This is a genomic window from Pseudomonas sp. TWRC1-2, from assembly GCF_049896685.1.
In the GTDB taxonomy this organism is placed as follows: Bacteria; Pseudomonadota; Gammaproteobacteria; order Pseudomonadales; family Pseudomonadaceae; genus Aquipseudomonas.
Map to the genome: position 1 here is coordinate 717,959 of NZ_JAFCUU010000003.1, position 23,180 is coordinate 741,138.

Annotated in this window: 18 protein-coding genes and 1 tRNA gene; 3 read left to right on the forward strand and 16 right to left on the reverse strand. The window is 60.5% G+C overall.

Annotated features, from left to right (window positions below):
• Window positions 1-11 precede the first annotated feature (11 nt).
• From pqqB to rpsU, 12 genes are all read right to left on the reverse strand, one after another.
• Window positions 12-923: a pyrroloquinoline quinone biosynthesis protein PqqB gene (gene pqqB / locus ACP7B3_RS12155; protein ID WP_426178886.1), complete on the reverse strand. Its 912-nt coding sequence runs from the start codon at window positions 921-923 to the stop codon at window positions 12-14.
• A gap of 71 nt (window positions 924-994) precedes the next feature.
• The gene (gene pqqA, locus ACP7B3_RS12160) at window positions 995-1,069 is read right to left on the reverse strand and encodes a pyrroloquinoline quinone precursor peptide PqqA (protein ID WP_003194766.1); all 75 of its coding nucleotides are present in this window, start codon (window positions 1,067-1,069) and stop codon (window positions 995-997) included.
• 155 nt (window positions 1,070-1,224) lie between these two features.
• The gene (gene pqqF / locus ACP7B3_RS12165) at window positions 1,225-3,600 is read right to left on the reverse strand and encodes a pyrroloquinoline quinone biosynthesis protein PqqF (protein ID WP_426178939.1); all 2,376 of its coding nucleotides are present in this window, start codon (window positions 3,598-3,600) and stop codon (window positions 1,225-1,227) included.
• Between the two features lie 59 nt (window positions 3,601-3,659).
• Window positions 3,660-4,454: a carbon-nitrogen hydrolase family protein gene (locus tag ACP7B3_RS12170; RefSeq protein ID WP_426178888.1), complete on the reverse strand. Its 795-nt coding sequence runs from the start codon at window positions 4,452-4,454 to the stop codon at window positions 3,660-3,662.
• 10 nt (window positions 4,455-4,464) lie between these two features.
• Window positions 4,465-6,147 carry a flavin monoamine oxidase family protein gene (locus ACP7B3_RS12175; RefSeq protein ID WP_426178941.1) on the reverse strand — a complete coding sequence of 561 codons (1,683 nt, stop codon included), beginning with the start codon at window positions 6,145-6,147 and terminating at the stop codon, window positions 4,465-4,467.
• Between the two features lie 167 nt (window positions 6,148-6,314).
• Window positions 6,315-6,761 (reverse strand): Lrp/AsnC family transcriptional regulator, encoded by a 447-nt coding sequence (locus ACP7B3_RS12180; RefSeq protein WP_106575534.1) that lies wholly within the window; start codon window positions 6,759-6,761, stop codon window positions 6,315-6,317.
• Between the two features lie 79 nt (window positions 6,762-6,840).
• Window positions 6,841-7,350: a cupin domain-containing protein gene (locus ACP7B3_RS12185; RefSeq protein WP_426178890.1), complete on the reverse strand. Its 510-nt coding sequence runs from the start codon at window positions 7,348-7,350 to the stop codon at window positions 6,841-6,843.
• A gap of 163 nt (window positions 7,351-7,513) precedes the next feature.
• Window positions 7,514-7,590: transfer RNA gene (locus ACP7B3_RS12190), tRNA-Ile, on the reverse strand.
• A 17-nt stretch (window positions 7,591-7,607) separates the two neighbouring features.
• Entirely contained in the window at window positions 7,608-11,351 is a 3,744-nt protein-coding gene (locus ACP7B3_RS12195; protein WP_426178892.1) for an EAL domain-containing protein, read from the reverse strand.
• Between the two features lie 135 nt (window positions 11,352-11,486).
• Entirely contained in the window at window positions 11,487-13,337 is a 1,851-nt protein-coding gene (gene rpoD, locus ACP7B3_RS12200; protein WP_106575532.1) for an RNA polymerase sigma factor RpoD, read from the reverse strand.
• Between the two features lie 67 nt (window positions 13,338-13,404).
• Complete coding sequence (gene dnaG / locus ACP7B3_RS12205; protein WP_119737662.1) at window positions 13,405-15,375, reverse strand: DNA primase; 1,971 nt, start codon at window positions 15,373-15,375, stop codon at window positions 13,405-13,407.
• Between the two features lie 443 nt (window positions 15,376-15,818).
• On the reverse strand, window positions 15,819-16,034 hold the full coding sequence (gene rpsU / locus ACP7B3_RS12210) for a 30S ribosomal protein S21 (protein ID WP_002551877.1): 216 nt from the start codon (window positions 16,032-16,034) through the stop codon (window positions 15,819-15,821).
• Window positions 16,035-16,237: 203 nt separating this feature from the next.
• Between rpsU and tsaD the strand changes: the two genes are divergently transcribed.
• Entirely contained in the window at window positions 16,238-17,263 is a 1,026-nt protein-coding gene (tsaD, locus tag ACP7B3_RS12215; RefSeq protein WP_426178894.1) for a tRNA (adenosine(37)-N6)-threonylcarbamoyltransferase complex transferase subunit TsaD, read from the forward strand.
• Between the two features lie 32 nt (window positions 17,264-17,295).
• Here tsaD and plsY read toward each other — a convergent pair whose 3' ends face one another.
• Window positions 17,296-17,865, reverse strand: coding sequence for a glycerol-3-phosphate 1-O-acyltransferase PlsY (gene plsY, locus ACP7B3_RS12220; protein WP_094951989.1), 570 nt, complete (start codon window positions 17,863-17,865; stop codon window positions 17,296-17,298).
• 72 nt (window positions 17,866-17,937) lie between these two features.
• Between plsY and folB the strand changes: the two genes are divergently transcribed.
• Window positions 17,938-18,291 (forward strand): dihydroneopterin aldolase, encoded by a 354-nt coding sequence (folB, locus tag ACP7B3_RS12225; RefSeq protein ID WP_106575528.1) that lies wholly within the window; start codon window positions 17,938-17,940, stop codon window positions 18,289-18,291.
• A complete protein-coding gene (folK, locus tag ACP7B3_RS12230; protein WP_369302029.1) occupies window positions 18,282-18,800 on the forward strand; it encodes a 2-amino-4-hydroxy-6-hydroxymethyldihydropteridine diphosphokinase in 519 nt (172 codons plus the stop codon). The genes folB and folK overlap by 10 nt, the downstream gene beginning before the upstream one ends.
• 191 nt (window positions 18,801-18,991) lie before the next feature.
• Here the strand turns inward: folK and ACP7B3_RS12235 are convergent, their stop codons facing one another.
• From ACP7B3_RS12235 to ACP7B3_RS12245, 3 genes are all read right to left on the reverse strand, one after another.
• Window positions 18,992-20,221: a multifunctional CCA addition/repair protein gene (locus tag ACP7B3_RS12235; protein ID WP_426178897.1), complete on the reverse strand. Its 1,230-nt coding sequence runs from the start codon at window positions 20,219-20,221 to the stop codon at window positions 18,992-18,994.
• 63 nt (window positions 20,222-20,284) lie between these two features.
• A complete protein-coding gene (locus ACP7B3_RS12240; protein ID WP_106575525.1) occupies window positions 20,285-21,850 on the reverse strand; it encodes a SpoVR family protein in 1,566 nt (521 codons plus the stop codon).
• Complete coding sequence (locus tag ACP7B3_RS12245) at window positions 21,847-23,118, reverse strand: YeaH/YhbH family protein (protein ID WP_106575524.1); 1,272 nt, start codon at window positions 23,116-23,118, stop codon at window positions 21,847-21,849. The genes ACP7B3_RS12240 and ACP7B3_RS12245 overlap by 4 nt, the downstream gene beginning before the upstream one ends.
• Between the last annotated feature and the right edge of the window lie 62 nt (window positions 23,119-23,180).

Below are 23,180 nucleotides of genomic sequence, written 5' to 3' on the forward strand. Positions count from 1 at the left end.
GTGGTCTGCTCCTACAATTCAATGCTCATGCCGTCGTAAGCCACTTCAACATTACGCCGTGCCAGCTCGGCCCGTTCGGGGGAGTCTTCATCGAGGATCGGGTTGGTGTTGTTGATGTGGATCAGCACCTTGCGCTGCTCGGGCAACTGTTCCAGCACTTCGAGCATGCCGCCGGGGCCGTTCTGAGCCAGGTGGCCCATCTCGCGACCGGTGCGGGTGCCGACGCCACGGCGCTGCATCTCATCGTCGTCCCACATCGTGCCATCCACCAGCAGGCAATCGCTGCCGGCCATGATCTCCAGCAACGGCGCGTCGACCTTGCCCAGCCCAGGGGCGTAAAACAGTTTGCCGCCGGTGCGCAGGTCTTCGACGATCAGGCCGATGTTGTCGCCTGGGTGCGGGTCGAAGCGGTGTGGCGAGTAGGGCGGTGCGGCGCTGCGCAATGGCAGCGGCGTGAAACGCAGGTTGGGGCAGGCCGGGATGGTGAAGCTGGCGTCCAGCTCGATGCGGTTCCAGGCCAGGCCGCCGTTCCAGTGCGTGAGCATGGTGAACAGCGGGAAACCGGTACTCAAATCTTCATGGACCATGTCGGTGCACCACAACTGGTGCGGGCAGCCTTCGCGCAGGCTTAACAGGCCGGTGGTGTGGTCGATCTGGCTGTCCATCAGGATGATCGCGCTGATACCGGTATCGCGCAGCGCACGGCCGGGTTGCATCGGGGCGAAGCCTTGCAGTTGCGCGCGGATATCCGGCGAAGCGTTGCACAGTACCCAATTCACGCCATCGTCGGAAATCGCGATGGACGACTGAGTGCGCGCCTGGGCCCGCAGGCTGCCGTCACGAAAACCTGCGCAGTTCACGCAGTTGCAGTTCCACTGCGGGAAGCCACCGCCGGCGGCGGAACCTAGAATCTGGACAAACATGATTGCTCCATCACGCAAAGCTCAAAACAAAAACGCCCCGGGCGAACCGAGGCGTTGTATTACTCAGCCAATCAACGGCTGGCGAAGTACATGGTGACTTCGAAACCGATACGCAGATCAGTGTAAGCAGGCTTGGACCAGGTCATATTCATACTCCTACGAAGGGATGGGACGTTCACTACTCATACATATAGTCCACCTCCAATCGGAGATGTTCAGAGGTGTGCGGATGAATGTTACGCAATTCTTTTCAAGTTAGCGCTGTCTTGGTGGCAAAAGCCTTTTGCAGGGCCAGCAATGATCAGCCTGCCGTTTGCCAGGAACCATTGATGGGCGGGCCGTTGGCCACACAGCGCCAACCGCCTACAGCGTCATTGAGTTGCCCTGCGGCACGTTGCAGATCCTCGCGCGTGCAGGTTTGTATCAACTGCTGAAGTGGCGCCAGATAACCCGACGAATGGCCAGCCAGCTGCGCCTGCCAGAGCAATTCGGCGGCTTGGGCGACCGGTAATGCCTGGGCCGTGAATTGCTCTGCCAGCGTCTGGTTGCCCAGTTCGGCGCTGTTGTCGATCAACGCCGGAAGCTGCACCAGGAAGGTCTGCACGTGCTCGAAGATCCCGGCCAGGGATACGCTGGGTGATTGCACGCCAAACAGCAGGCCGGTTTGCCCGTTGATCTGTCGGATGCCGCTGAACACGGCGTAGCCGATTTGCAGTTCTACGCGCAGTTTTTGGTAAAACGGCCCCTGGAGCAGATGCCCGAGCAGTCGCCATGCCGCTTCATCGGCCAGGGATTGGCTTGGCGTTGGGCAAAACAGCAGCAACGCGGCTTCGCGGGCGTCGGTATTCACTTCGTGCCAGAGCCGCTGGCCGTCGAGGGTTTTCGGCGTGTGTTCGAAGCTTCCCGGCTGGCCTGGCAATCGCGCGGCTGCGGTTTTGATCGCCGCTTCACTGGCAGCGGGAAAACCTGTGCCCAGGCCCTGCCAACGCGCGGTGGTCCATGACGATGGCGTCTCGCCGGCCCCGGAAGCGATGCCGGCACAGCAGGCAGGCAACGCCTTGAGCAGCTCCCGAATGGCAATCATCGGCGTTTGTGCGGGTGACGGCAGCGGCCTATCGGACTGGCTCAAGTTAAGCGCCAGCGCCTCGACCACAGCCGCGATTGGTTCGTGAAGGCCGACTATTTTCACGCGCCATTCATTGCCGAGGGTTTCGAAGGCCAATTCGACGCCCGCCTGACGGGCCTGCTCACGCAACGGCTGCAACGCATGTTCCAGGCCTGCGGGTACCAACGAATCAAAGCGCCATTGCAGGTACAGCGCGCCTTCGTTGGTGTCATCCGCCAAGGCCTGGCTGAACGTCAGCGCCGACACTTCCCGTCGTCCCCGCGAGCGATCCTGGGCGAACGTGCGCAAGCCACGGTGGGCGCTGGTCTGGCCGCGAATCAGGCCGGCGCGCGCTTGCTTGATCGCTGGGCGCAGGAAGGGGTTGTTGGGCGGCAGTTGCCAGGCGTGCTCGGAGGGCGGCAGGTGCAGTGAATCGAGCAGATTTTTCAGGGCCGCCACGCCCTGTTCCGATAGATCTTCGCTGTCGTTGCGGGCCAGCGCCAGGGCGCCCTGGATTTGTTGCTGGCGAGCGTTCAGCAAGGCGAACTCTTCTCGCAGCGGCGTCCAGTCGCTCTGTGCGAAAAAGCTCAACCAGTCGTGCAATAACGCTTCGACCTGAGTAGCCGACCCGTCTTGAGCGAAGAGGGAAAAGTCGATATCCAGCAGCGCTTGCCCGGCGAAGTGATACAGCACGGACGCGTGCAGTGCGTGGGCCAAGCTTCGCGTCTGCAGCTCGGCCAGTAACCCGCCGGGCGCCGGGGCGTTGAGCCAGGTGCAGAGAAAATCCAACGCTTCACGGGGCACGTCACAGGCAATGACGTGGTGCCGATGATTATTGGCGGTGTATTGATAACTCACTGCTTGATCGGGCAACAGCGCAGGGGGCTCGGCCTGTGGGTGCAAAGGCCCGCAAGCCAATGCCTCGCTGAATCGCTGCGCCAAGGCTTCCAGCTCGTCCAGCGGCTGCGGGCCGGCCAGGCTCAACGTCATCTGCCCGCTCTGATAAAAGTGCGTGTGAAATTCGCGCAGTGCTTGCTGAAATGCCTCACGCTCCACCGGCAGGCTTTCCCGGTTGCCGGCGTGAAAACCGCGCAGTGGATGATCGGCGGCCAAGCCCTCCAACAGCGCGACCTGCTGCTGAGCCTGGGCATCCTGGGACCATGCAACAAACTCTGCGTGCAACACTTCGCGCTCACGCAACTGGTCTTCAATCGCCAGGCGCGGGTGAGCCAGCATGTCCGCCAGGCGCTCAAGCCCGCTGGCAAAGGTCGCCAGCGGCAATTCAAAGAAGAAGTCCGTCGTACGCTCCCGGGTACTCGCGTTGACCTGCCCGCCATGGCGCTGCACGTAGGCCATCAGCCCTTCATTTGCGGGAAAACGCTGCGTGCCGAGAAACAACAAATGCTCAAGAAAGTGCGCCAGCCCCGGCCAGGCCAAGGGCACGTCATGGCTGCCGGCAGCCACGCGCAGCACCGCAGCGCAACGCTTCAAACGTGGCGCATGGCGCAGGGAAACCCGCAGGCCATTGGCCAGGGTCAGGTGAAGGTGATGAGGGTGGGCCGGCGCAGGCATGGGCACTTCCGAAACGTAGGAGGTGGCCATGTTATCAAACCGCTGACAAACCGGCTGGGTCAGGGCTTGTGCAGTGCGCCGTACAACTCGGGGCGACGGTCTTGCAGGTAGTGGTTGGCGGCGCGGGCGTCGAGGATGGACTGGCGGTCCAGCGCACCGACGATCAACGTCTCATCCAGCCCGGCCTGGGCGATGCGCTGCCCATTCGGCGCGGCGATGCTGCTTTGCCCGCAATACTGAATCTCGCCTTCCTGCCCGCAGTAGTTGGCGTAGGCCACATAACACTGGTTTTCAAAGGCCCGCGCCCGCACGGTGACGTCGGCGACAAAGTCGAACGGCACCATATTGGCAGTCGGCACCAGGATCACTTCGGCCCCGGCCAGCGCCAGGCGACGGGTATTCTCCGGAAATTCCAGGTCGTAGCAGATCAAGAGGCCAAGCTTCCAGCCGTTCAATTCCACCAACGGGAAATCATCTTCCCCGGCACTGAACATCGAGTGGTCCAGGTCGCCAAACAAGTGGGTCTTGCGGTAGTTGCACAGGCGCTGGCCGTGGGCGTCGATCAACTGCACGGCGTTGTAGATCCGCCCGTCCTCGGCCCGCTCCGGGTAGCCGTACAGAATCGCCAGCCCGGCGCTTTTGGCGAGTGTGGCAATCGCCTGCGCGGACGGCCCATCCTGAGGTTCGGCAAGGGCACCTACCGCTTCGGCGCCGATGTTGTAGCCGCTGAGAAACATCTCCGGCAGCACCAGCACATCGGCATCCGAGGCCTCATGCGCCAGTGGGTGCAGGCGCTTGAGGTTACCGGCCACATCCAGTGGCAGCGGCGGGCATTGGTACAGGGCAACGCGCATGCTCAACTCCTTAATCGGCCAGGGCGATCGGGCCGATTTCGTCAAAGACATCACCAGGCCCTGGGTTCTCCGGATGCGTGCTGCCGCCGAAGTGGGTCATGATGCCCCACACCGCGTTCAGCGAGGTTTGCACCGCGCCTTCGACCCAGGCCGGCGTCCAGGACACGTCGTCACCGGCAATAAAAATCCCACGTTGTTCAGCGGGCATGTCCTTCTGCATGAAGTGCGCATACATCCGCTGGTTGTAGCGGTAGTGGCCGGGCAGCGCGCCTTTGAAAGCCCCGAGGAAATGCGGGTCGGCTTCCCAGGACACAGTGATCGGGTCGCCGATGATGCGCGCCTTGATATCGACTTTCGGGTAGATCTTTTTCAGGGCGTCGAGGGCCAGTTTCACTCGCTTGTCGATGGGCTGCGGGAGCATTTTCAACGCGTCGCTCATCCACGAGTACGACAGGCAAATCACGCCCGGCTTGTCGTCGCCGTTGTCGAACAGGTAAGTGCCACGGGTCAGGCGATCAGTGAGGGTCATGCTCATCAGGTCGCGGCCAGTTTCCGGGTCTTTGTCTTTCCAGAACGGGCGGTCGACCATCACGAAGGTTTTTGACGACTGCATGTAACGGGTGCGGTCCAGGGCCATCCACATTTTCTGCGAGAACAGGCTCTCGTCGCATTCGATCTGGGTGGTCAGCAGCCAGCTTTGGCAAGTGGTCAGCACGGCGGCGTATTCACGGGTGTCGCCGTAGTTGTCGGTCACAGCAAAGCGGCCATCGGCGGCGTGGGCTATGCGGCTCACACCGGCCCGTGGCGCGCCGCGATGCAACGAGCTGAGGCTGGTGCCTGCCGGCCAGTGCGCACAACGCTCCGGCACGTGGCGCCAGATGCCCATGGGCACTTGCGCCACGCCGCCGACGACCAGGTGCTGGTGGTCGTCGCAGTTGGTCATCACCACGCGGAAGATTTCGAGCATCGAGTTGGGGAAATCCGAGTCCCAGCCGCCGGTGCCGAAACCTACCTGACCAAACACTTCGCGGTGCGCAAACGAGAGTTTGGCAAAGGCCTTGGACGTGGCGACGAAGTCATAGAAGGTGCGGTCGTCCCACAGCGGCACCAGCTTGTTCCACAGCGCTTTGAGGCGTGGTACGTCGCGGTCGCGGATGGCTTGCTGGATATCACCGAACTGCGAACCGGCTTCCAGCGCATCGGCCCAGGCGTCGGCAACTTCCTGGAACAGCACCGGCAAGTCCGAGAGCTTTTGTGCGTAGTGAGTCTGGCCTTCCAGGTCGATCACCGTGCTGCCGGAGGCGGGCGTCAGTGGGTTGGGGAAGGGTTTGGTCTCCAGGCCCAGCTTGTCCACATAGTGGTAGAACGCTGTCGACGACACCGGAAAACGCATGCCGCCCAGCTCGGCGATGATGCCCTCGGCCCCTTCAAACGCCTGGGAGCGCAAGCGGCCGCCCATTTTCGAGGCTTCATACACCACCGGCTTGAGGCCCAGCTTCATCAGCTCGTAAGCGGCCACCAGGCCCGCGATCCCCGCACCGACAATCGCCACTTCGGCGCCATGGTTGGCGGCCGGAATGCTGCCCAGGCCGGCCGGATGCTCAATCCAGTCATCAAAGGCGAACGGAAAGTCCGGGCCAAAAATGGTGATGGGTTTTTTACCGTCGGCGGGGTGGCGATGGGTCTTGCTGATGGTGCTGGACGGAATGCTCATGGCTGACCTTACTGGCGACTCGGCGGGATGTGGCCCGTTGAGTATAGGAAAAGATGGCAGCCAGTTTAGGGAGCGTAGCGTTCGTTAATAAGACGCAAAGTGTCGTCGTATTGGATTGTTTTCAGTCAGAGTGACGAAGAGGGTGGTCAGACTGGCTGGCCACGGTCCAATTTGTTACTGAGGATGATCGACGTGGTAGTTTTTTCCACACCGTCGACACTGCCGATCTGGTCCAGCAATTGATCCAGTTGCTCCGGTGAATCGGTGCGCAGCCAGGCCACGTAATCAAATTCGCCACTCACCGCACACAGCTGCTGCACCTGCGCCATTGCACTCAACCGACGCAACACTTCCTTGCCCGAGCGCGCTTGCACGGTGATCCCGACATATGCCTGCAAACCACCATCGACCACACGCTGCCCGAGGCGCACGCCATAGCCGGTAATCACCTGGGTTTTCTCCAGGCGCGCCAGACGCGACGTCACCGTGGTGCGCGCAATGCCCAACTGCCGGGCAAGCATGGCCACGCTTTCGCGAGCGTTGATCTGCAAGGCGGCGATCAGTTGGCGATCGATTTCATCGAGGACGGGCAAGGGCAGGGCTCCAGTGCGGGCGGCAATGGGTCGCCATGTTACAGGCTTGCGCCCGTCTGGAGCGCTGCGATCTGCGAGATTAAGGCGCCTTGCAGACTTTCGCGGCGGCGGGATCGTTCGGGATAAACGAGTCCGGCGCGCCAGGCTTGAGCACCACGTAGCCACGGCGCCATGGCTGGTCGTCGATCAGCTTCCAACGATGGCCGGTGCCGGTGTTGTCTTCGGCGACCAGCACTTCACCGGGGTGCAGGGTGAACGTCTCGCCGCCTCGGGTGGCGAAGGCCAAGGTGCCGGAGAGTGTCATGACGTACTGCGGCTCGGGATCGTTATGCCAATCGTAAGAAGCGTGCGCCGGGGTTGTCTTGAAATGAATGGCAGTGACGTCGTTGCGCATGCTCGGGTCGATGGTGCCCTCCAAAACGTGCGAGGCGTTGTCTGCGCCTGTGCAGAGCTTGTACGCCTTGATGGTGGCCGGCGCGGGCGATGCTGCGTGTGCGTTGCCGAGGGTTGCAAGGGTGATGGCGAGAACGCCTGCGGTGCGCAGGCTGAGGGTAAAAAAGGCGCGGGGTGAACGGTTGGCCTGAGGCATGGAGCCGGGTTCCTCGTACTGGTTGAGTGGCCGGCCATGGTCTGTGCCGCAGCAGTTGAGGACAATTAACAAATCTTTCATTGCTGACAAAGGCGTGGGAGTCAGCGTCGCCTTTTCCATACGCCAGACACGCAAAAGCCGCGCAATGCGCGGCTTTCTTGTTTGGTGGGCCCACACGGACTTGAACCGTGGACCAAAGGATTATGAGTCCTCTGCTCTGACCAACTGAGCTATAGGCCCTTGTAACAGGTCGCGGATTATAACGATGGTTTCCCCGCTGTGCCATCCGAAAAGTCTGAAACCCTCAGATGAAGAAAAGCCTCGGCAAAAAGCTCGGGCGGCAGGGGCAGGCTGACGATGTAGCCTTGCATCTGTTCACAGCCTTCGGCGGCAAGAAAGGCTTGTTGCGCGGGGTTTTCCACGCCTTCGGCGATGATGGTGAATTGCATGCTGTGGCCCAGGGCGATGATGGCGCGCACGATGGCGGCGTCGTGCGGATCGTCGGGCAAGCCGCGCACGAAGGACTGGTCGATTTTGAGGAAATCCAGCGGCAAGCGCTTGAGGTAGCTGAGGGATGAATAGCCGGTGCCGAAATCATCAATCGCCAGCTGCACGCCCAGGCGTTTGAGTTGGTGCAGCACTTCCAGGGCTTCCTCGGCCTGGCTCATGATGAAGTTTTCGGTGATCTCCAATTGCAGGCAGCCGGGCTCCAGACGGTAGTCGCGCAGCAGCTGTTCAATGCGCGCGAGCAGGTTGGGGTGGCGCAGTTGTGCGCCGGCGAGGTTGACCGACAGTGGGCCGAAATCCTCATAAACCGTTTGCCAGGCGTGCAGTTGTTGGCAGGCCTGTTCCAGTACCCAATCGCCGATCTGCAGGATCATGCCGTTTTCTTCGGCGAGGGGGATGAAATGCTCAGGCGGCACGTCGCCAAAGGTTGGATGGCGCCAGCGGATCAGGGCTTCGGCGCCGATCAGTTCGTGGGTCGCCAGGCTCAGCTTGGGTTGGTAATACAGGCTCAGTTCGTCACGTTCGATGGCGCGGCGCAGTTCGTGTTCCAGGGCCACGCGCTCGTTGGCTTGGGCGGTGAGGTCACGGGTGTAGCTTTCGACGCGGTTGCGGCCCTTGGCCTTGGAGCGGTACATCGCCGCGTCGGCGTTTTTCACCAGGGTGGCGACGTCAGTGCCGTCCTGCGGGTACAGGCTGGTGCCGATACTCGCGCTGATAAAGAACTCGTGCTCGCCGGCCTGGAACGGCGGGGTGAAGCAGGCGAGCAGCTTGTTGGCCAGGTGCGCGGCATCGCTGGCGTGTTGCAGGCCGGGCAGCAGGATGATGAATTCGTCGCCGCCCAGGCGTGCCACGGTGTCGACATCGCGCAGTTGCTCCTTGAGGCGCACGGCGATGTCCTTGAGCAGCAGGTCGCCGATGGGGTGGCCAAGGCTGTCGTTGATGTGTTTGAAGCGGTCCAGGTCCAGAAACAGCACGGCGCCTTGGTTACCGCTTTCCTGCTGGCCATTCAGTGCGGCCTGCAACCGGCTTTCGAACAGGGTGCGGTTGGGCAAGCCGGTCAGTGGGTCATGGTGTGCCTGGTAGTCGAGGCGCGCCTGGGCGTGCTTGAGGCTGGAGATGTCGGCAAACACGGCGACAAAGTGGGTGATCAATTGCTCGCGGTTGCGCACGGCACTGATGGTCAGCCAACTGGGGTACAGCTCGCCGTTCTTGCGGCGGTTGGAAATCTCGCCCTGCCAGTGCCCGTGGGCGGTCAACTGGTGCCACATGGCTGCATAGAAGGCGCTGTCGTGCAGGCCGGAGGCGAGCAGGCGCGGCGTGCTGCCAAGGGCTTCGGCTTCGCTGTAGCCGGTGATTTCGCTGAACGCGCGGTTGACGGCACTGATGTTCTGCCGGGTGTCGGTGATCAACACACCTTCGGCAGTGCTCTCAAACACCGTGGCGGCCTGTTGCAGTTTTTCCTGCATGAACTGGCGTTCGGTGATGTCTCGCGCAATGGTCAGCATGCAATCTTCATCGCCGATCGGCAGTGGGCGACTGGACACTTCGCAGAGGCGAATCTGCCCGTCGTTGCGGCGTATATGGCAGACGAAGTCGCGCACAAAACCGTCGCGCTGCATCAGCTCCAACATGTGTTTGCGTTCGTTGAGGTCGACCCAGATGCCCAGGTCCAGGGTTGACTGGTCGAGCGAGGTCACACTGGTGAAACCGGTAATACGGCTGAAGCCCTCATTCACTTCAATCAGCAGCCCGTCACGTTGACGGCTCAGCAGCAGGCCATCGGGTGAGGCGTGGAAGGCTTTGGCGAATTTCTCTTCGGACGTTTGCAGCTGTTGCTGGGTTTCTTTGAGCTGGGTGATATCGCGCACCACCACCACCAGGGCTTCGGTGGTGTCGAGTTGGAACGGCTCGGCTGAGATCAGCCCTGTAAACGCCTGGCCGTTGCTGCGTCGGAACGACATTTCGAGGTTGCGGATGCTGGTGGTCTGCACGCGTTGCAGCAGGTCGGGCCCGACGCCCTGAATGCCCCAGATATTCAGTTCTGTGGCGGTCTTGCCCACCACTTCCTCGGCGCTCAGGCCGATCTGGTCTTCGAACGCCTTGTTGACCTCCAGCAGGCAGCCATCGGACATCCGCGCAATCACCAGGATGTCCGGGCATTGCTGGAACACCGAGGCAAATTTCTGCTCGGAAAGCTGCAGGGCTTCTTCGGTGCGCTTGGCTTCGCTGATATCGATCATCAAGCCGCGCAGCACTGGTTCATGCCCGTGTTCGATAAGGCTGACAATGTCACGTACCCACAGGCAGCGCCCGTCGGCAGTGATCACTCGGTAATCGAGGCTATGGTCGCGGTTGGCGCGGGTTTCCCGGTAGCAGTAAGCCTCGGCGCGCGTCAGGTCGGCGGGGTGGATGATGTTGCGCCAGAACCCTGGAATCAGCCAATGCGCGCGGGGGTAGCCGAGCAGCTCTTCGGCATGCGGCGACACATAGCTGTAGGTGAAGTCCGTGATGCTGGCTTCCCAGGCGATGGCGGACAGGCTCTCCACCAGGCCGCGGTAGTGGTATTCGCTGCTGCGCAGTTCTTGCTCAAGGGCAACCCGCCGGGATATTTCCGAACTGAGCCGACGATTGATCCGAATTACGATGGCCAGCACGGTACTCAACAGCAGCACGGCTGGCAGGCCGTACATCAGCAGGTCGGCCCAGAACATGCGGTGATCGGTGAAGCTGCCTACCCAGTGTTGCTGGATGGTGTCGGTTTCGTCCGAACTGAGGTCGGCGAGCACCTTGTCCAGGATACCCACCAGCATTTTCTCATCGCGCGGTACGGCCATTGCCAGTTGATAGCGGTAGGGCGTTTCACCGCTGACGTATAACCCATCGAGTTTGAGTTGGCGCAGGCTCCAGACGCTGGAGGCGAGGTCACCGACGACGGCATCCACCTCATCAGTGGCCAGGGCTTGCAGCGTCGAGCTGACGTTGGGCATGGCCACCAGGTTGAGGTCGGGATGGTGGGTGCGCAGCAATTCGTGGGGCGCGTAGTTCTCCACCACGGCGATCTTCAGCCCGTAAAGGTCCTTGAGGTTGCGCGGTTTGGCGCCGCCTTCGTGGGCGAGGATGACAATGGGAAAGTCCAGATAAGGCCGCGTGAAGGCCAGGAAGCCCTGGCGCTCCGGGGTGGACATGATGCCGGGCAGCAGGTCGAGCTGGTTGTTTTTGGCCTGTTCGAGCACGGCGGTCCAGTTGGCGGGCTCGATCAGGTTGATCCTGACGCCCAGGCGGTCCTGGATCAGGCGTACGTAGTCGGCGGCAAGGCCCTGATAACGGCCATTTTCGTCACGGTATTCGAAGGGTGGCCAAGAGGTGTCCACTCCCAGTCGCAGCTCCTGATGGTCCGCCAGCCAGCCACGCTCTTCATCGGTGAGAGTCAACGCGCCAGCCGTTGCGGTCCAGGTGAGCAGCGACAGCAGTATCACGGTCGGCAGTCTGGGCATAACGGTCTCGTTATGGCACGGGGAATGTTTCGAGTGTAGACGGGCATTGCGGGGGAGGGGGGTTGCGCGGCAGTTAATCTGTAGAAAGTGATCTGCACAAAGCAAAACCCCCGGCCTGGGCCGGGGGTTCTGGTATCACTCGTCGAGGAAGGAGCGCAGATGCTCGCTTCGCGTCGGGTGGCGCAGCTTGCGCAGTGCCTTGGCTTCGATCTGACGGATCCGCTCGCGGGTCACGTCAAACTGTTTACCGACTTCCTCAAGGGTGTGGTCGGTATTCATGTCGATGCCGAAACGCATGCGCAGTACCTTGGCTTCACGGGCAGTGAGGCCGGACAGTACGTCGCGAGTCGCTTCTTTCAGGCTCTCAACAGTGGCGACATCGATTGGCGACTGCATGGTCGAGTCTTCGATGAAGTCACCCAGATGGGAGTCTTCGTCATCACCAATCGGCGTTTCCATGGAGATCGGCTCTTTAGCGATCTTCAATACCTTGCGGATTTTATCCTCAGGCATTTCCATGCGTTCGCCCAGCTCTTCCGGGGTCGGTTCGCGACCCATTTCCTGCAACATCTGCCGGGAAATACGGTTGAGCTTGTTGATCGTCTCGATCATGTGCACCGGAATACGGATGGTGCGGGCCTGGTCGGCGATCGAGCGAGTGATCGCCTGACGGATCCACCAGGTGGCATAAGTCGAGAACTTGTAGCCGCGACGGTATTCGAACTTGTCCACAGCCTTCATCAAGCCGATGTTGCCTTCCTGGATCAGATCGAGGAACTGCAGGCCACGGTTGGTGTACTTCTTGGCGATGGAGATCACCAGACGCAAGTTCGCTTCAACCATCTCTTTCTTCGCGCGGCGGGCTTTGGCCTCACCGATCGACATGCGACGGTTGATGTCCTTGATTTCGGCAATCGTCAGACCGGTTTCAGTCTCAAGCGCAGTCAGCTTCTGCTGGCAACGGATGATATCGGGCTGCAGACGACCAATGGCTTCGGCGTATTTCGCCTTGCCTTTGGCCAGTGCGTCGGTCCAGCTTTCGTCAACTTCGTTGCCCGGGAACTGGCGCAGGAAGTCAGCACGCGGCATGCGCGCATCACGTACGCAGAGCTGCATGATTGCGCGCTCTTGGGCACGCAGACGCTCAAGGGCACTGCGAACACGTTCAACCAGGCCTTCGAATTGCTTCGGCACCAGCTTGATCGGCATGAACAGCTCAGCCAGGGCGATCAGCTCGGCAATCGCCTGCTTGTTGCCACGACCGTGCTTTTTCAAGGCCTTGCGGGTGATTTCCATTTGATCGGAAACCGCACCGAAACGCTGGGCCGCGATGATCGGGTCCGGACCGCTTTCAACTTCATCTTCGTCGTCGCTGCTGGCTTCAGCATCGTCGTCTTCGGAATCGTCGTCGGCTTTCGCGGCTTTCGCATCGACAGGCGGCGGTACTTCGGCAGCAGGCGGCGCAATGCCATCGTCCGGGTCGATATAACCGCTCAGAACGTCGGACAGGCGGCCACCTTCGGTGGTAACGCGGGTGTACTCGGAGAGAATGTGGTCAACCGTGCCAGGGAAGTGCGCAATTGCGCCCATCACTTCACGGATGCCCTCTTCGATACGCTTGGCGATTTCAATTTCGCCTTCGCGTGTCAGCAACTCGACCGTACCCATTTCACGCATGTACATGCGCACAGGGTCCGTCGTGCGACCGATATCGGTCTCCACTGCTGCCAACGCTGCTGCTGCCTCTTCGGCCGCAGCCTCGTCAGTATCGGCGTCGGCCAGCATAAGGGAATCCTTATCTGGCGCAGTTTCGAATACGTTGATCCCCATGTCGTTAATCATGCGGATGATGTCTTCCACCTGCTCTGGATCTGAAATATCCTCAGGCAGGTGGTCGTTGACCTCGGCGTAAGTCAGGTAACCCTGCTCACGACCCAGTGTGATCAACTCTTTGATACGAGACTGCTGTTGCGCTTTTCCGGACATAACACCCTATCCACTGAAGGTCTTGGCGGGCAAAAAACAAGCCGAGGATTATACCCGAGCTATGACCTCACACGCCAGCTGAGGTCGGGTTTGATGCGGAAACATTCTGTTTTAAGAGGTCGCGCATCTGTTTTGCTATCTGAATCTGCTCTTCAGCCGATAATCCCGGCTGCCTTGCTCTCTTGATGAGTTCATCGAGGGTCTGCGTATGCTGACCCGCGGATAACCTAGTAATGGTGTCTAAAAACTGTTGTTCAAGGTTATCGCCGTCAATTAGCCACTCCTTTTCTGCGAGTGCTTTCAAGAGGCGGCCTTGTTCGGTGCCATGCCAGCGAGCCATCAACTGAATTGAGTTTAGCTTAGGATTTTTCTGTACCGCCTCGATCAAGGCGATCAGTACCTGAGCGTAAGTGTTGCTCTCGTTGGCAAAATGATCGGCGCTCTCAACTTTCTTCGCCAATTGCGGGTAGTGGATCAGCGTACGCAACGCAATCAGCGTAGGGGCTTCCACCGCCACCGGCGTGCGTGGCGCGTAGGCCTCGTCACGATCGCCGCGCTTGCCGTTCTTGCTCCAGGGTTTCTTGTCCCATTTCTTGCCGCCGGCGCCGGGTTTCTTCGGTGTCCACTCCTGCTGGGGCGCGTAGGCCTCCTGCGGTTGGTGAAAGTCCGAGTAGTCCGGCATGGCGTCGTAATCCATGCCTGGGTCGTAAGCCGGCGGTGCGTCTTGCGGCGCGTTGTGCACCAGCTGGCTGACGGCCTCGCCGCTCAAGCCGGTGATTTCCAGCAGGCGCATGCGCATCAGTGACTTCAGGTTGGCGCCCGGTACTTTGTCGATCAACGGTGCCGCGAGCGTGGCCATGTGGGCCTTACCTTCAAGGGACCGCGGATCGGCTTCTTCGGTCAATTGCTGGAAGAAATAGTCGGCCAGCGGCTGCGCATGTTGATTGATGCGCGCGCGGAACGCGTCGGTGCCTTCGGAGCGCACCAGGGTGTCCGGGTCTTCACCTTCGGGCAAAAACAGGAAGCGTGCACGGCGGCCATCCTGCAGGCTCGACAGCGTGGCCTCGAGCGCGCGCCAGGCGGCGTTGCGGCCGGCCTGATCGCCGTCGAAGCAGAACAGCACGCTGGGCACCACACGAAACAGGCGCTTCATGTGTTCTTCGCTGGTGGCGGTGCCCAGGGTGGCTACGGCGTTGCGCAGCCCTTGCTGGGCGAGGGCGATCACGTCCATGTAGCCCTCAACCACGATGATTTCATCGAGGTTGCGGTTGTTTTTACGCGCTTCGAACAGGCCGTAGAGTTCCTGACCCTTGTGAAACACCGGGGTTTCCGGGGAGTTCAGGTACTTGGGTTTGTCGTCGCCGAGCACTCGGCCGCCGAATGCGATGATCCGGCCACGGCTGTCGCGGATCGGAAACATAACGCGGTCGCGGAAGCGGTCATAGCGCTTGCCGGTCTCGGCGTTTTCCACCAGCAGGCCGGCGTCGATCATGGCTTTCTGCTGCAGGGTGTCGCTGCTCAGGTGCTTGTAGAGGTTGTCCCAGCCTGGCGGCGCGAAACCCAGGCCGAAGTCCCGGGCAATTTCACCGGTGAGGCCGCGACCCTTGAGGTATTCGACAGCGGCCTTGCGCTGCGGATGGCTTTTGAGCGCCTGACGGTAGAAGTCGGCAGCGGCCGTCAGCAGCGGGTACAGCGGCGAGTCGGTGGGCTGCCGCGGTTTGTGCGGGCGGCCACTTTCTTCGCGGGGGATTTCCATGCCGGCGGCTTTGGCCAGGTCCTCGATAGCCTGGGGGAAGTCCAGGTTGTCGTGGTCCATGAGAAAGCCGAGGGCATTGCCGCCCGCGCCGCAGCCGAAGCAATAGTAGAACTGCTTGTCGGGGCTGACGCTGAACGAGGGAGTCTTTTCTTTGTGGAACGGGCAGCAGGCGGTGTAGTTCTTGCCGGCTTTTTTCAGTTGCACGCGCGAGCTGACAACATCGACGATGTCGGTGCGGTTCAGAAGGTCGTCAATAAAGCTCTGGGGAATTAGCCCGGCCATGGCGTTCTCGTCATCACTGCGTATCAATGAGGCCCGCGAAGTGTTCAGGCGCACACATTGTGCGGCTCGATCAACTGTCGTCTGGTTGGGCTGTCAGGGAGTGTATCTGCCGAACATTCACTGACGTTAATTTCTATCAGTGTTCGGCCTGGAAATGTTGCCCGGGCGTCCGGTGTTGGCCAATGGCGGGCCTCGGAAACGCATCGTTGGGCACAGCCGACACAGTTGATCGTCTGTTTGAAGAATGAGTGTGCTCGTCAGTAGCCTTGTTAGGCTCGTCAGAAGAGACGCGCACCGCTGGCAAAAGAGCCAGTCCTGACGTGTGAAGCAGTGTCTCGGTCGCGTGTGCGGCGTCGACGGTGAAGCATCAAGCGATATCCGCAAATGCCAATAGCCCGGCTGAGGGCCGGGCTTGGCAGAAGCTTGCTACGTAAGTCTGTGTATTAGTACAGACGAACGGCGCGGCGCTGCTCGCGCTGAACTTTCTTAGCGTGACGCTTAACAGCGGCTGCTGCTTTGCGCTTACGCTCAGAAGTTGGCTTCTCATAAAATTCGCGGCTACGAACTTCAGCCAGAACACCGGCTTTTTCGCAGGAGCGCTTGAAACGACGCAGAGCTACGTCGAAGGGTTCGTTCTCTTTTACTTTGACGGCTGGCATCCAGAGCTACCTTCTTTCATTACCGGGAATCAACGTTCTCGTCGCAAAAAATTCGCGGCTGAGGTCGTCGGTTTTTAAGGGTTGCGGATGTTAACCCCTCATTGCCCGGAATGCAAAGCCTCTGATCGAAAACCGCTAGTCGGGAGGGGGAGTGGCGACTATTATGCGCGCCTTCGAATTCAGCCTCTACAAGGCGCAAACCCATGCTAGTACTGGGACTTGAAACCTCCTGCGACGAAACCGGTGTCGCACTTTACGACAGTGAACGCGGGCTTTTGGCCGATGCACTGTTCAGCCAGATCGACCTGCACCGCGCCTATGGCGGTGTGGTGCCGGAGCTCGCCAGCCGCGATCACGTCAAGCGCATGCTGCCGTTGATTCGCCAGGTGTTGGACGAGGCCGGCTGCGTGCCGACCGAGATCGACGCGATTGCCTACACCGCCGGCCCCGGATTGGTCGGAGCCCTGCTGGTTGGGGCTTCTTGCGCCCAGGCGCTGGCGTTTGCCTGGGGCATTCCGGCCCTCGGCGTGCACCACATGGAAGGCCATTTACTGGCACCCATGCTGGAAAAAACACCGCCACAGTTCCCGTTCGTCGCTTTGTTGGTTTCCGGTGGGCATACGCAGCTGGTTCAGGTCGATGCGATTGGCCAATACACGCTGTTGGGTGAGTCTCTGGACGATGCCGCCGGTGAAGCGTTCGACAAGACCGCGAAGATGATGGGCCTCAATTATCCGGGCGGTCCGGAAATCGCACGTCTCGCCGAAAAAGGCGTGCCGGGCCGTTACACCTTCCCGCGTCCAATGTGCGATCGCCCGGGCCTGATGTTCAGCTTCAGCGGCTTGAAAACCTCCGCACTGAACACCTGGCAGCAAAGCGTCAGCGCCGGGGACGACAGTGAGCAAGCCCGTTGCGACATCGCACTGGCGTTCCAGCAGGCCGTGGTGGAGACTTTGACCATTAAGTGCAAGCGCGCCCTGAAACAGGCGGGCATGAAGCGCCTGGTGATCGCCGGCGGCGTCAGTGCCAACAAAGCGTTGCGCACCTCGTTGGAAAAAATGCTCGGCGACATGCAGGGCAACGTATTTTATGCGCGCCCTGAGTTCTGCACCGACAACGGTGCAATGATCGCCTACGCCGGCTGCCAGCGTCTGCAGGCCGGCCAGCATGAAAGCCTGGCGATCAGCGTGCAGGCACGCTGGCCGATGGAGCAACTTTCACCGCTGTAAGGGCTCACGTGAGCCGGGCTCATCGAACGTATTTAAAAATGCCGTTCGCGCCCGGCAAACAGGTCGCGTAAATTGCCGCGGTGGCGCCAGACGATCAGCAGTGTCAGCACGCTCATCGGCAACAGCGCTGCAGGCGCCTGCCAGGCCAGCAATGGCAGGGTGAGCGGCGTGGCGATCAATGCGGCCAATGAGCTGGTGCGGGTCAGGTAGAACGTCAACAGCCAGGCCAGCACGGCCAACAGCGCTGCTGGAGGGTAAATCCCCAGCAGCATGCCGGCCGCCGTGGCGACACCCTTGCCGCCGCGAAAGCGGAAGTACAGCGGAAACAGATGGCCGAGCACAGCGCACACGCCCACCCAGGCCTGCTGTTGCAGGGTGAGGCCGGCGAGGCTGGCGATGAGTACGGGCAACAGGCCCTTGCAGATATCGCCCAGCAGCGTCAGCACGGCGAGTTTTTTGCCGGCCAGGCGCAACATGTTGGTGGCACCGGCATTGCCTGAGCCACTCATTCGCGGATCGGGATTTCCTGTCAGGCGGCTGAGCAAAATGGCGAAGGACAGCGAGCCGAGCAGGTAGGCGAGAATCGCCAGTGACCAAAACATGCTAACTATTCCGGGCGAGGACGCCCTGATTCTAACGGGGCAACGCGCCCTTGTCGTGCTGCGGAGAAGAGCTTGGACAGAGTGTTTATCGAAGGCCTGGAAGTCGACACCGTGATCGGGGCCTACGACTGGGAGCGCGGCATCAAGCAATGCCTGCGCCTGGACCTGAGCTTCGCCTGGGACAATCGCCCTGCCGCTGCGGGTGACGACCTGACCCTGGCGCTCGATTACGCCAGCGTATCCGCGCGTATTCAGGCCTTTGCCGAGCAGTCCCAGTACCAACTGGTAGAAACCTTCGCCGAACGCCTGGCCGAAGTGCTGATGAGCGAGTTCCAGATTCCCTGGTTGCGCCTCAAGCTGACCAAGCCGGGTGCCGTGCCGGCAGCCAAAGGCGTGGGCGTGGAGATCGAGCGCGGATGTCGCTAACTCAGGTTTACCTTGGCCTTGGCAGCAATATCGAGCGCGAGCGCCATCTGCGCGCTGGCCTGGATACGCTGGCGAGCTTCTTGACGGATATGCGCTGCTCGCCCGTGTTCGAAAGCCAGCCGGTGGGGATCAAAAGCGGGCCGTTTTTCAACCTGGTGGTGTCGGCCTATACCGATTTGCCGTTGATGGAGCTGGATCGCCGGTTGAAATTCATCGAGGCCGACAATGGCCGCTACGCGCCGGACCGCAAAGGGCTGCCGCTGGATATCGATGTGCTGCTGTATGGCGAATTGGTCGGGAATTTCGACGGCTTGATCCTGCCGCGCGCAGAAATCCTCAAAAACGCCTTTGTGCTGTGGCCCCTGTCGTTGATGGCGCCGGATCGCGTGCATCCCGAGGTGGGCAAGACATTGGCCGAGCTGTGGCGCGATGCGCAGATCGACCAGGTGCTGGCACCTGTCGCGTTTGAATGGCAAAACCAGCCACTCACCCCGAAAAATCTCCTGTAACGCTCGTCTGCCCGGATTCAAACGTGGACGCTGGCTCGCAAATCCCCTGTGGCGAGCGGGCTTGCCCCGCGTTGGGCTGCGTAGCAGCCCCACAACAGGCGCTGAGTTTTACCAGGAAAACCTCAGTGTTTTTACTGGGGCCGCTGCGCAGCCCAACGCGGGGCAAGCCCGCTCGCCACAAAGCTTGCTCGCTACACGTTGTGGTGTTCCTTGTAGGCTTTCAGCGCCTTGAGCCGCTCGCGCTTGAGCGCCTCGCCCAGCTCGGGGCCTTTGAAGCCTTTCTCCAGCAACGGCGCCACTGCTACTTCGCGCGCAACCTTGGCCGCGCCGCGTAAATAATCCGCCTGTGGATAACTTCGTTGCTCAAGGCCTTTGCGGCCGCGTGCATCCATTTCACAGCTCACCACAAATTCCTCAAAGCGCTGCGGCCGGCGGTACACGTCAAAACTCTGCAGCAGCTCCAGCAATGTCGAGGCTTTCAATTCCAGAGCGCGGTGGCCATGGGTGTGATATTGGCCCACCAGCAGCGCCAGCTCCTGGCAATCCTTTGGCACCTTGAAGCGTTCGTTGACCGCCTTGATCAGCGTCAAGCCTGTCTTTTCATGAGCAATATGCTGCGGCAACTTATCCACAGCCGTCAGGCCCTTGCCCACGTCATGCAGCAGGCAGGCCCAGCGTACGGTGAGGGGGTATTTGTGCAGGGCGGCCTGTTGCAGCACGCTCAAGGTGTGCAGGCCGGTGTCGATCTCGGGGTGATGGGCCTCCGGCTGCGGCACGCCGAACAGCGCGTCCACTTCCGGCATCAGGGTTTTCAGCGCATGGCAGTCGCGCAGCACCTGGATGAACACCTGAGGTTGATCTTCCATCAAGGCCCGGGAGATTTCCTTCCAGCTTCGCTCGGGCGTCAGGGCTTCCAACTCGCCGGACTCACTGAGTTGGCGCATCAGTCCGAGCGTGTCGGGCGCTACCGTGAAACCCAGGGAGGCATAACGCGCTGCGAAGCGCGCAACACGCAGTACGCGCAAGGGATCTTCGGCGAACGCCGGGGAAACATGACGCAGAATGCGCGCCTGCAGGTCGCGCTGGCCGTGGTAAGGATCGGTCAGGTTGCCGTCGCCGTCCTCCGCCATCGCGTTGATGGTCAGATCGCGACGCATCAGGTCTTCTTCCAACGTGACCTCGGGGCTGGCATGAAACACAAAGCCACCATAACCCCGGCCACTCTTGCGCTCGGTGCGGGCCAGGGCGTACTCGTCGCCGTTTTTCGGGTCCAGGAACACCGGGAAGTCAGCACCCACCGGCTTGTAGCCCTTGGCGAGCATTTCTTCAGTGGTTGCGCCGACGACAACGCGGTCGATGTCGGTGACCTCGATGCCGAGCAAACGATCACGCACCGCGCCGCCAACTGTGTAGATTTTCATGAAAAAGCCTCCATTAGCGGCACAGGATACCGCCTGTGCCTGACCAATGGAGGCTTTGCTGTGTCAGAGATGAACGACGGCCAGGTCCAGGCGGCCGTAGTCGTTGTCGCTGTGATCACTGCGCGGTGGCACATGGTGAGTCTTCATCACCTGGTCGCCCTGCAGGGTTTCCAGATGAATATCGAAGCCCCACAACCGATGCAGGTGCTTGAGCACTTCCTCAGTGGATTCGCCCAAGGGTTTGCGGTCGTGCTGCTGGTGACGCAGGGTCAACGAGCGGTCGCCGCGCACATCGATGCTGTAGATCTGCACGTTAGGCTCTCGGTTGCCCAGGTTGTATTGCGCCGCCAATGTCTCGCGGATGGTGCGGTAGCCGGGCTCGTCGTGAATTGCCGGCACCAGCAGGTCGTCCTTGAGGTCGTCATCCATGATGCTGAACAGTTTGAGGTCGCGAATTACCTGGGGTGACAGGTACTGCAGGATGAAGCTCTCGTCCTTGAAGCTGCTCATGGCGAACTTGATGGTCGACAACCAATCACTGCCGGCGATTTCCGGGAACCAGCGGCGATCCTCTTCGGTGGGGTGTTCGCACATGCGCCGGATGTCGCGGTACATGGCAAAGCCCAGCGCGTAGGGGTTGATGCCGCTGTAGTACGGGCTGTCGAAGCCGGGTTGGAACACCACGCTGGTATGGGAAGTGAGGAACTCCATCATAAAGCCGTCGGTGACCAGGCCTTCGTCGTACAGGTCATTCATCAAGGTGTAGTGCCAGAACGTCGCCCAGCCTTCGTTCATCACCTGGGTTTGGCGCTGTGGATAAAAGTACTGGGCGATCTTGCGCACAATACGTACGATTTCGCGCTGCCATGGCTCCAGCAGTGGCGCGTGTTTTTCCAGGAAATACAGGATGTTTTCCTGAGGTTCGGCGGGGAAGCGTGCATTGTCTTTATCGCTGTTTTTCCCGGTTTTCTTCGGAATGGTGCGCCACAGGTCGTTGATCTGCTTCTGCAGGTGCTCCTCGCGCTCCTTCTGGCGCAGGCGCTCTTCCTCGGCGGAAATCGGGTACGGGCGTTTGTAGCGGTCAACGCCGTAGTTCATCAGCGCATGGCAGGAGTCGAGCAGGTCCTCAACCGCGTCGATGCCGTGGCGTTCCTCGCATTGCATGATGTACTGCTTGGCGAATACCAGGTAGTCGATGATCGAACTGGCATCGGTCCAGGTGCGGAACAGGTAGTTGCCCTTGAAAAAGCTGTTGTGCCCGTAGCACGCGTGGGCGACCACCAACGCCTGCATGCAGATGGTGTTTTCTTCCATCAGGTAGGCGATGCACGGGTCGGAGTTGATGACGATCTCGTAGGCCAGGCCCATCTGGCCGCGTGTGTAGGACTTCTCCGTACTCAGGAAGTGTTTGCCGTAGGACCAATGGTGATAACCCAACGGCATGCCGACCGAGGCGTAGGCATCCATCATCTGTTCGGCGGTGATCACTTCGATCTGGTTGGGGTAGGTGTCCAGGGCATAACCTGCCGCGATGCGGCTGATTTCCCGGTCATAGGCCTGGATCAGTTCAAAGGTCCACTCGGAGCCGGTGGAAATGGGTTGGCGCTTATGCTCTTTTTTGGCGGTCATGTCACTAACCTGCGCTGGAAGAGTTCACGGAAGACCGGGTAGATATCGCCGGCCGAGACCAGTTGCTGTTGGGCGAACGTGTCGGCAAAGGCTTCACCGATACGCTCATATTCGAACCACAGGGCCTGGTGCTCACGGGGAGTAATTTCGACGTACGTGTAGTACTGCACAAACGGCATGATCTGGTTGATCAGGATATCGCGGCAGATCGGCGAGTCGTCGTTCCAGTTGTCGCCGTCGGACGCCTGAGCTGCATAGATATTCCATTCATTGGCCGGGTAGCGCTCGGCCATGATCTCCTGCATCAGTTTCAACGCACTGGATACGATGGTACCGCCGGTTTCCCGCGAGTAGAAAAACTCCTCTTCGTCGACTTCCCGGGCGCTGGTGTGATGGCGGATGAACACCACGTCGATCTTGTCGTAGTTCCGCTTCAGAAACAGATACAGCAAGATGAAAAAGCGCTTGGCGATGTCCTTGGTCGCCTGGGTCATCGAGCCGGACACGTCCATCAGGCAAAACATCACGGCCTTGGAGCTGGGGTTGGGTTGTTTGACCAGCAGGTTGTATTTCAAGTCGAAGGTGTCGAGAAACGGCACGCGGTGAATCCGCGCACTGAGCTTCTCGATTTCTGCCTCGATTGCCTGGATATCGCCGAAGTTGTCTGGCTCTTCGCGTTTTAAGCGCGCCAACTCTTCCTTCGCCTGTTTCAATTTGGCGCGGCTGCTGCCTGACAGCGCGATACGCCGGGCATGGGCCGAGCGCAACGTGCGGATGATGTTGATCCTGGATGGGTTGCCTTCGTTGCTGATGCCGGCGCGCACGGTCTTGAAGGTGTCGGTGCCGGTCAGGTTGCGTTTGACCAGGTTGGGCAGCTCCAGGTCTTCGAACATGAACTCCAGGAACTCCTCCTGGGTGATCTGGAACACAAACTCGTCCATGCCTTCGCCAGAATTGCCCGCTTTACCTGGGCCTTTACCGCCGCCGCCACCTTGGGGGCGCTGGATATGTTCGCCGGTGGTGAACTCCTTGTTGCCCGGGTGCACGACGGTCTGTTTGCCGCCGCGACCGTGGTGCAGCACCGGTTCGTCAATGTCGCGTCCAGGAATACTGATTTGCTCGCCATGCTCCATGTCGGTGATGGAGCGGCGGCTGACGGCCTCTTCAACGGCCTTTTTGATGTGGTCACGGTAACGCCGCAGGAAACGCTGGCGGTTTACCGTGCTCTTGTTCTTGCCATTGAGGCGTCGGTCGATCACATAGCTCATGGGGAGCCCTCCGGGCAGCTTCACGTTACAAGCTTCAAGCCGCGAGCTGGAAGCTTAGAGAC

Excerpts from the sequence above, each read along its gene's own strand:
- pqqB (WP_426178886.1), bottom strand. The coding sequence starts at position 923 with ATGTTTGTCCAGATTCTAGGTTCCGCCGCCGGCGGTGGCTTCCCGCAG.
- pqqF (WP_426178939.1), bottom strand. The coding sequence starts at position 3,600 with ATGCCTGCGCCGGCCCACCCTCATCACCTTCACCTGACCCTGGCCAAT.
- ACP7B3_RS12170 (WP_426178888.1), bottom strand. The coding sequence starts at position 4,454 with ATGCGCGTTGCCCTGTACCAATGCCCGCCGCTGCCACTGGATGTGGCC.
- ACP7B3_RS12185 (WP_426178890.1), bottom strand. The coding sequence starts at position 7,350 with ATGCCTCAGGCCAACCGTTCACCCCGCGCCTTTTTTACCCTCAGCCTG.
- ACP7B3_RS12195 (WP_426178892.1), bottom strand. The coding sequence starts at position 11,351 with ATGCCCAGACTGCCGACCGTGATACTGCTGTCGCTGCTCACCTGGACC.
- rpoD (WP_106575532.1), bottom strand. The coding sequence starts at position 13,337 with ATGTCCGGAAAAGCGCAACAGCAGTCTCGTATCAAAGAGTTGATCACA.
- dnaG (WP_119737662.1), bottom strand. The coding sequence starts at position 15,375 with ATGGCCGGGCTAATTCCCCAGAGCTTTATTGACGACCTTCTGAACCGC.
- rpsU (WP_002551877.1), bottom strand. The coding sequence starts at position 16,034 with ATGCCAGCCGTCAAAGTAAAAGAGAACGAACCCTTCGACGTAGCTCTG.
- tsaD (WP_426178894.1), top strand. The coding sequence starts at position 16,238 with ATGCTAGTACTGGGACTTGAAACCTCCTGCGACGAAACCGGTGTCGCA.
- plsY (WP_094951989.1), bottom strand. The coding sequence starts at position 17,865 with ATGTTTTGGTCACTGGCGATTCTCGCCTACCTGCTCGGCTCGCTGTCC.
- folK (WP_369302029.1), top strand. The coding sequence starts at position 18,282 with ATGTCGCTAACTCAGGTTTACCTTGGCCTTGGCAGCAATATCGAGCGC.
- ACP7B3_RS12235 (WP_426178897.1), bottom strand. The coding sequence starts at position 20,221 with ATGAAAATCTACACAGTTGGCGGCGCGGTGCGTGATCGTTTGCTCGGC.
- ACP7B3_RS12240 (WP_106575525.1), bottom strand. The coding sequence starts at position 21,850 with ATGACCGCCAAAAAAGAGCATAAGCGCCAACCCATTTCCACCGGCTCC.
- ACP7B3_RS12245 (WP_106575524.1), bottom strand. The coding sequence starts at position 23,118 with ATGAGCTATGTGATCGACCGACGCCTCAATGGCAAGAACAAGAGCACG.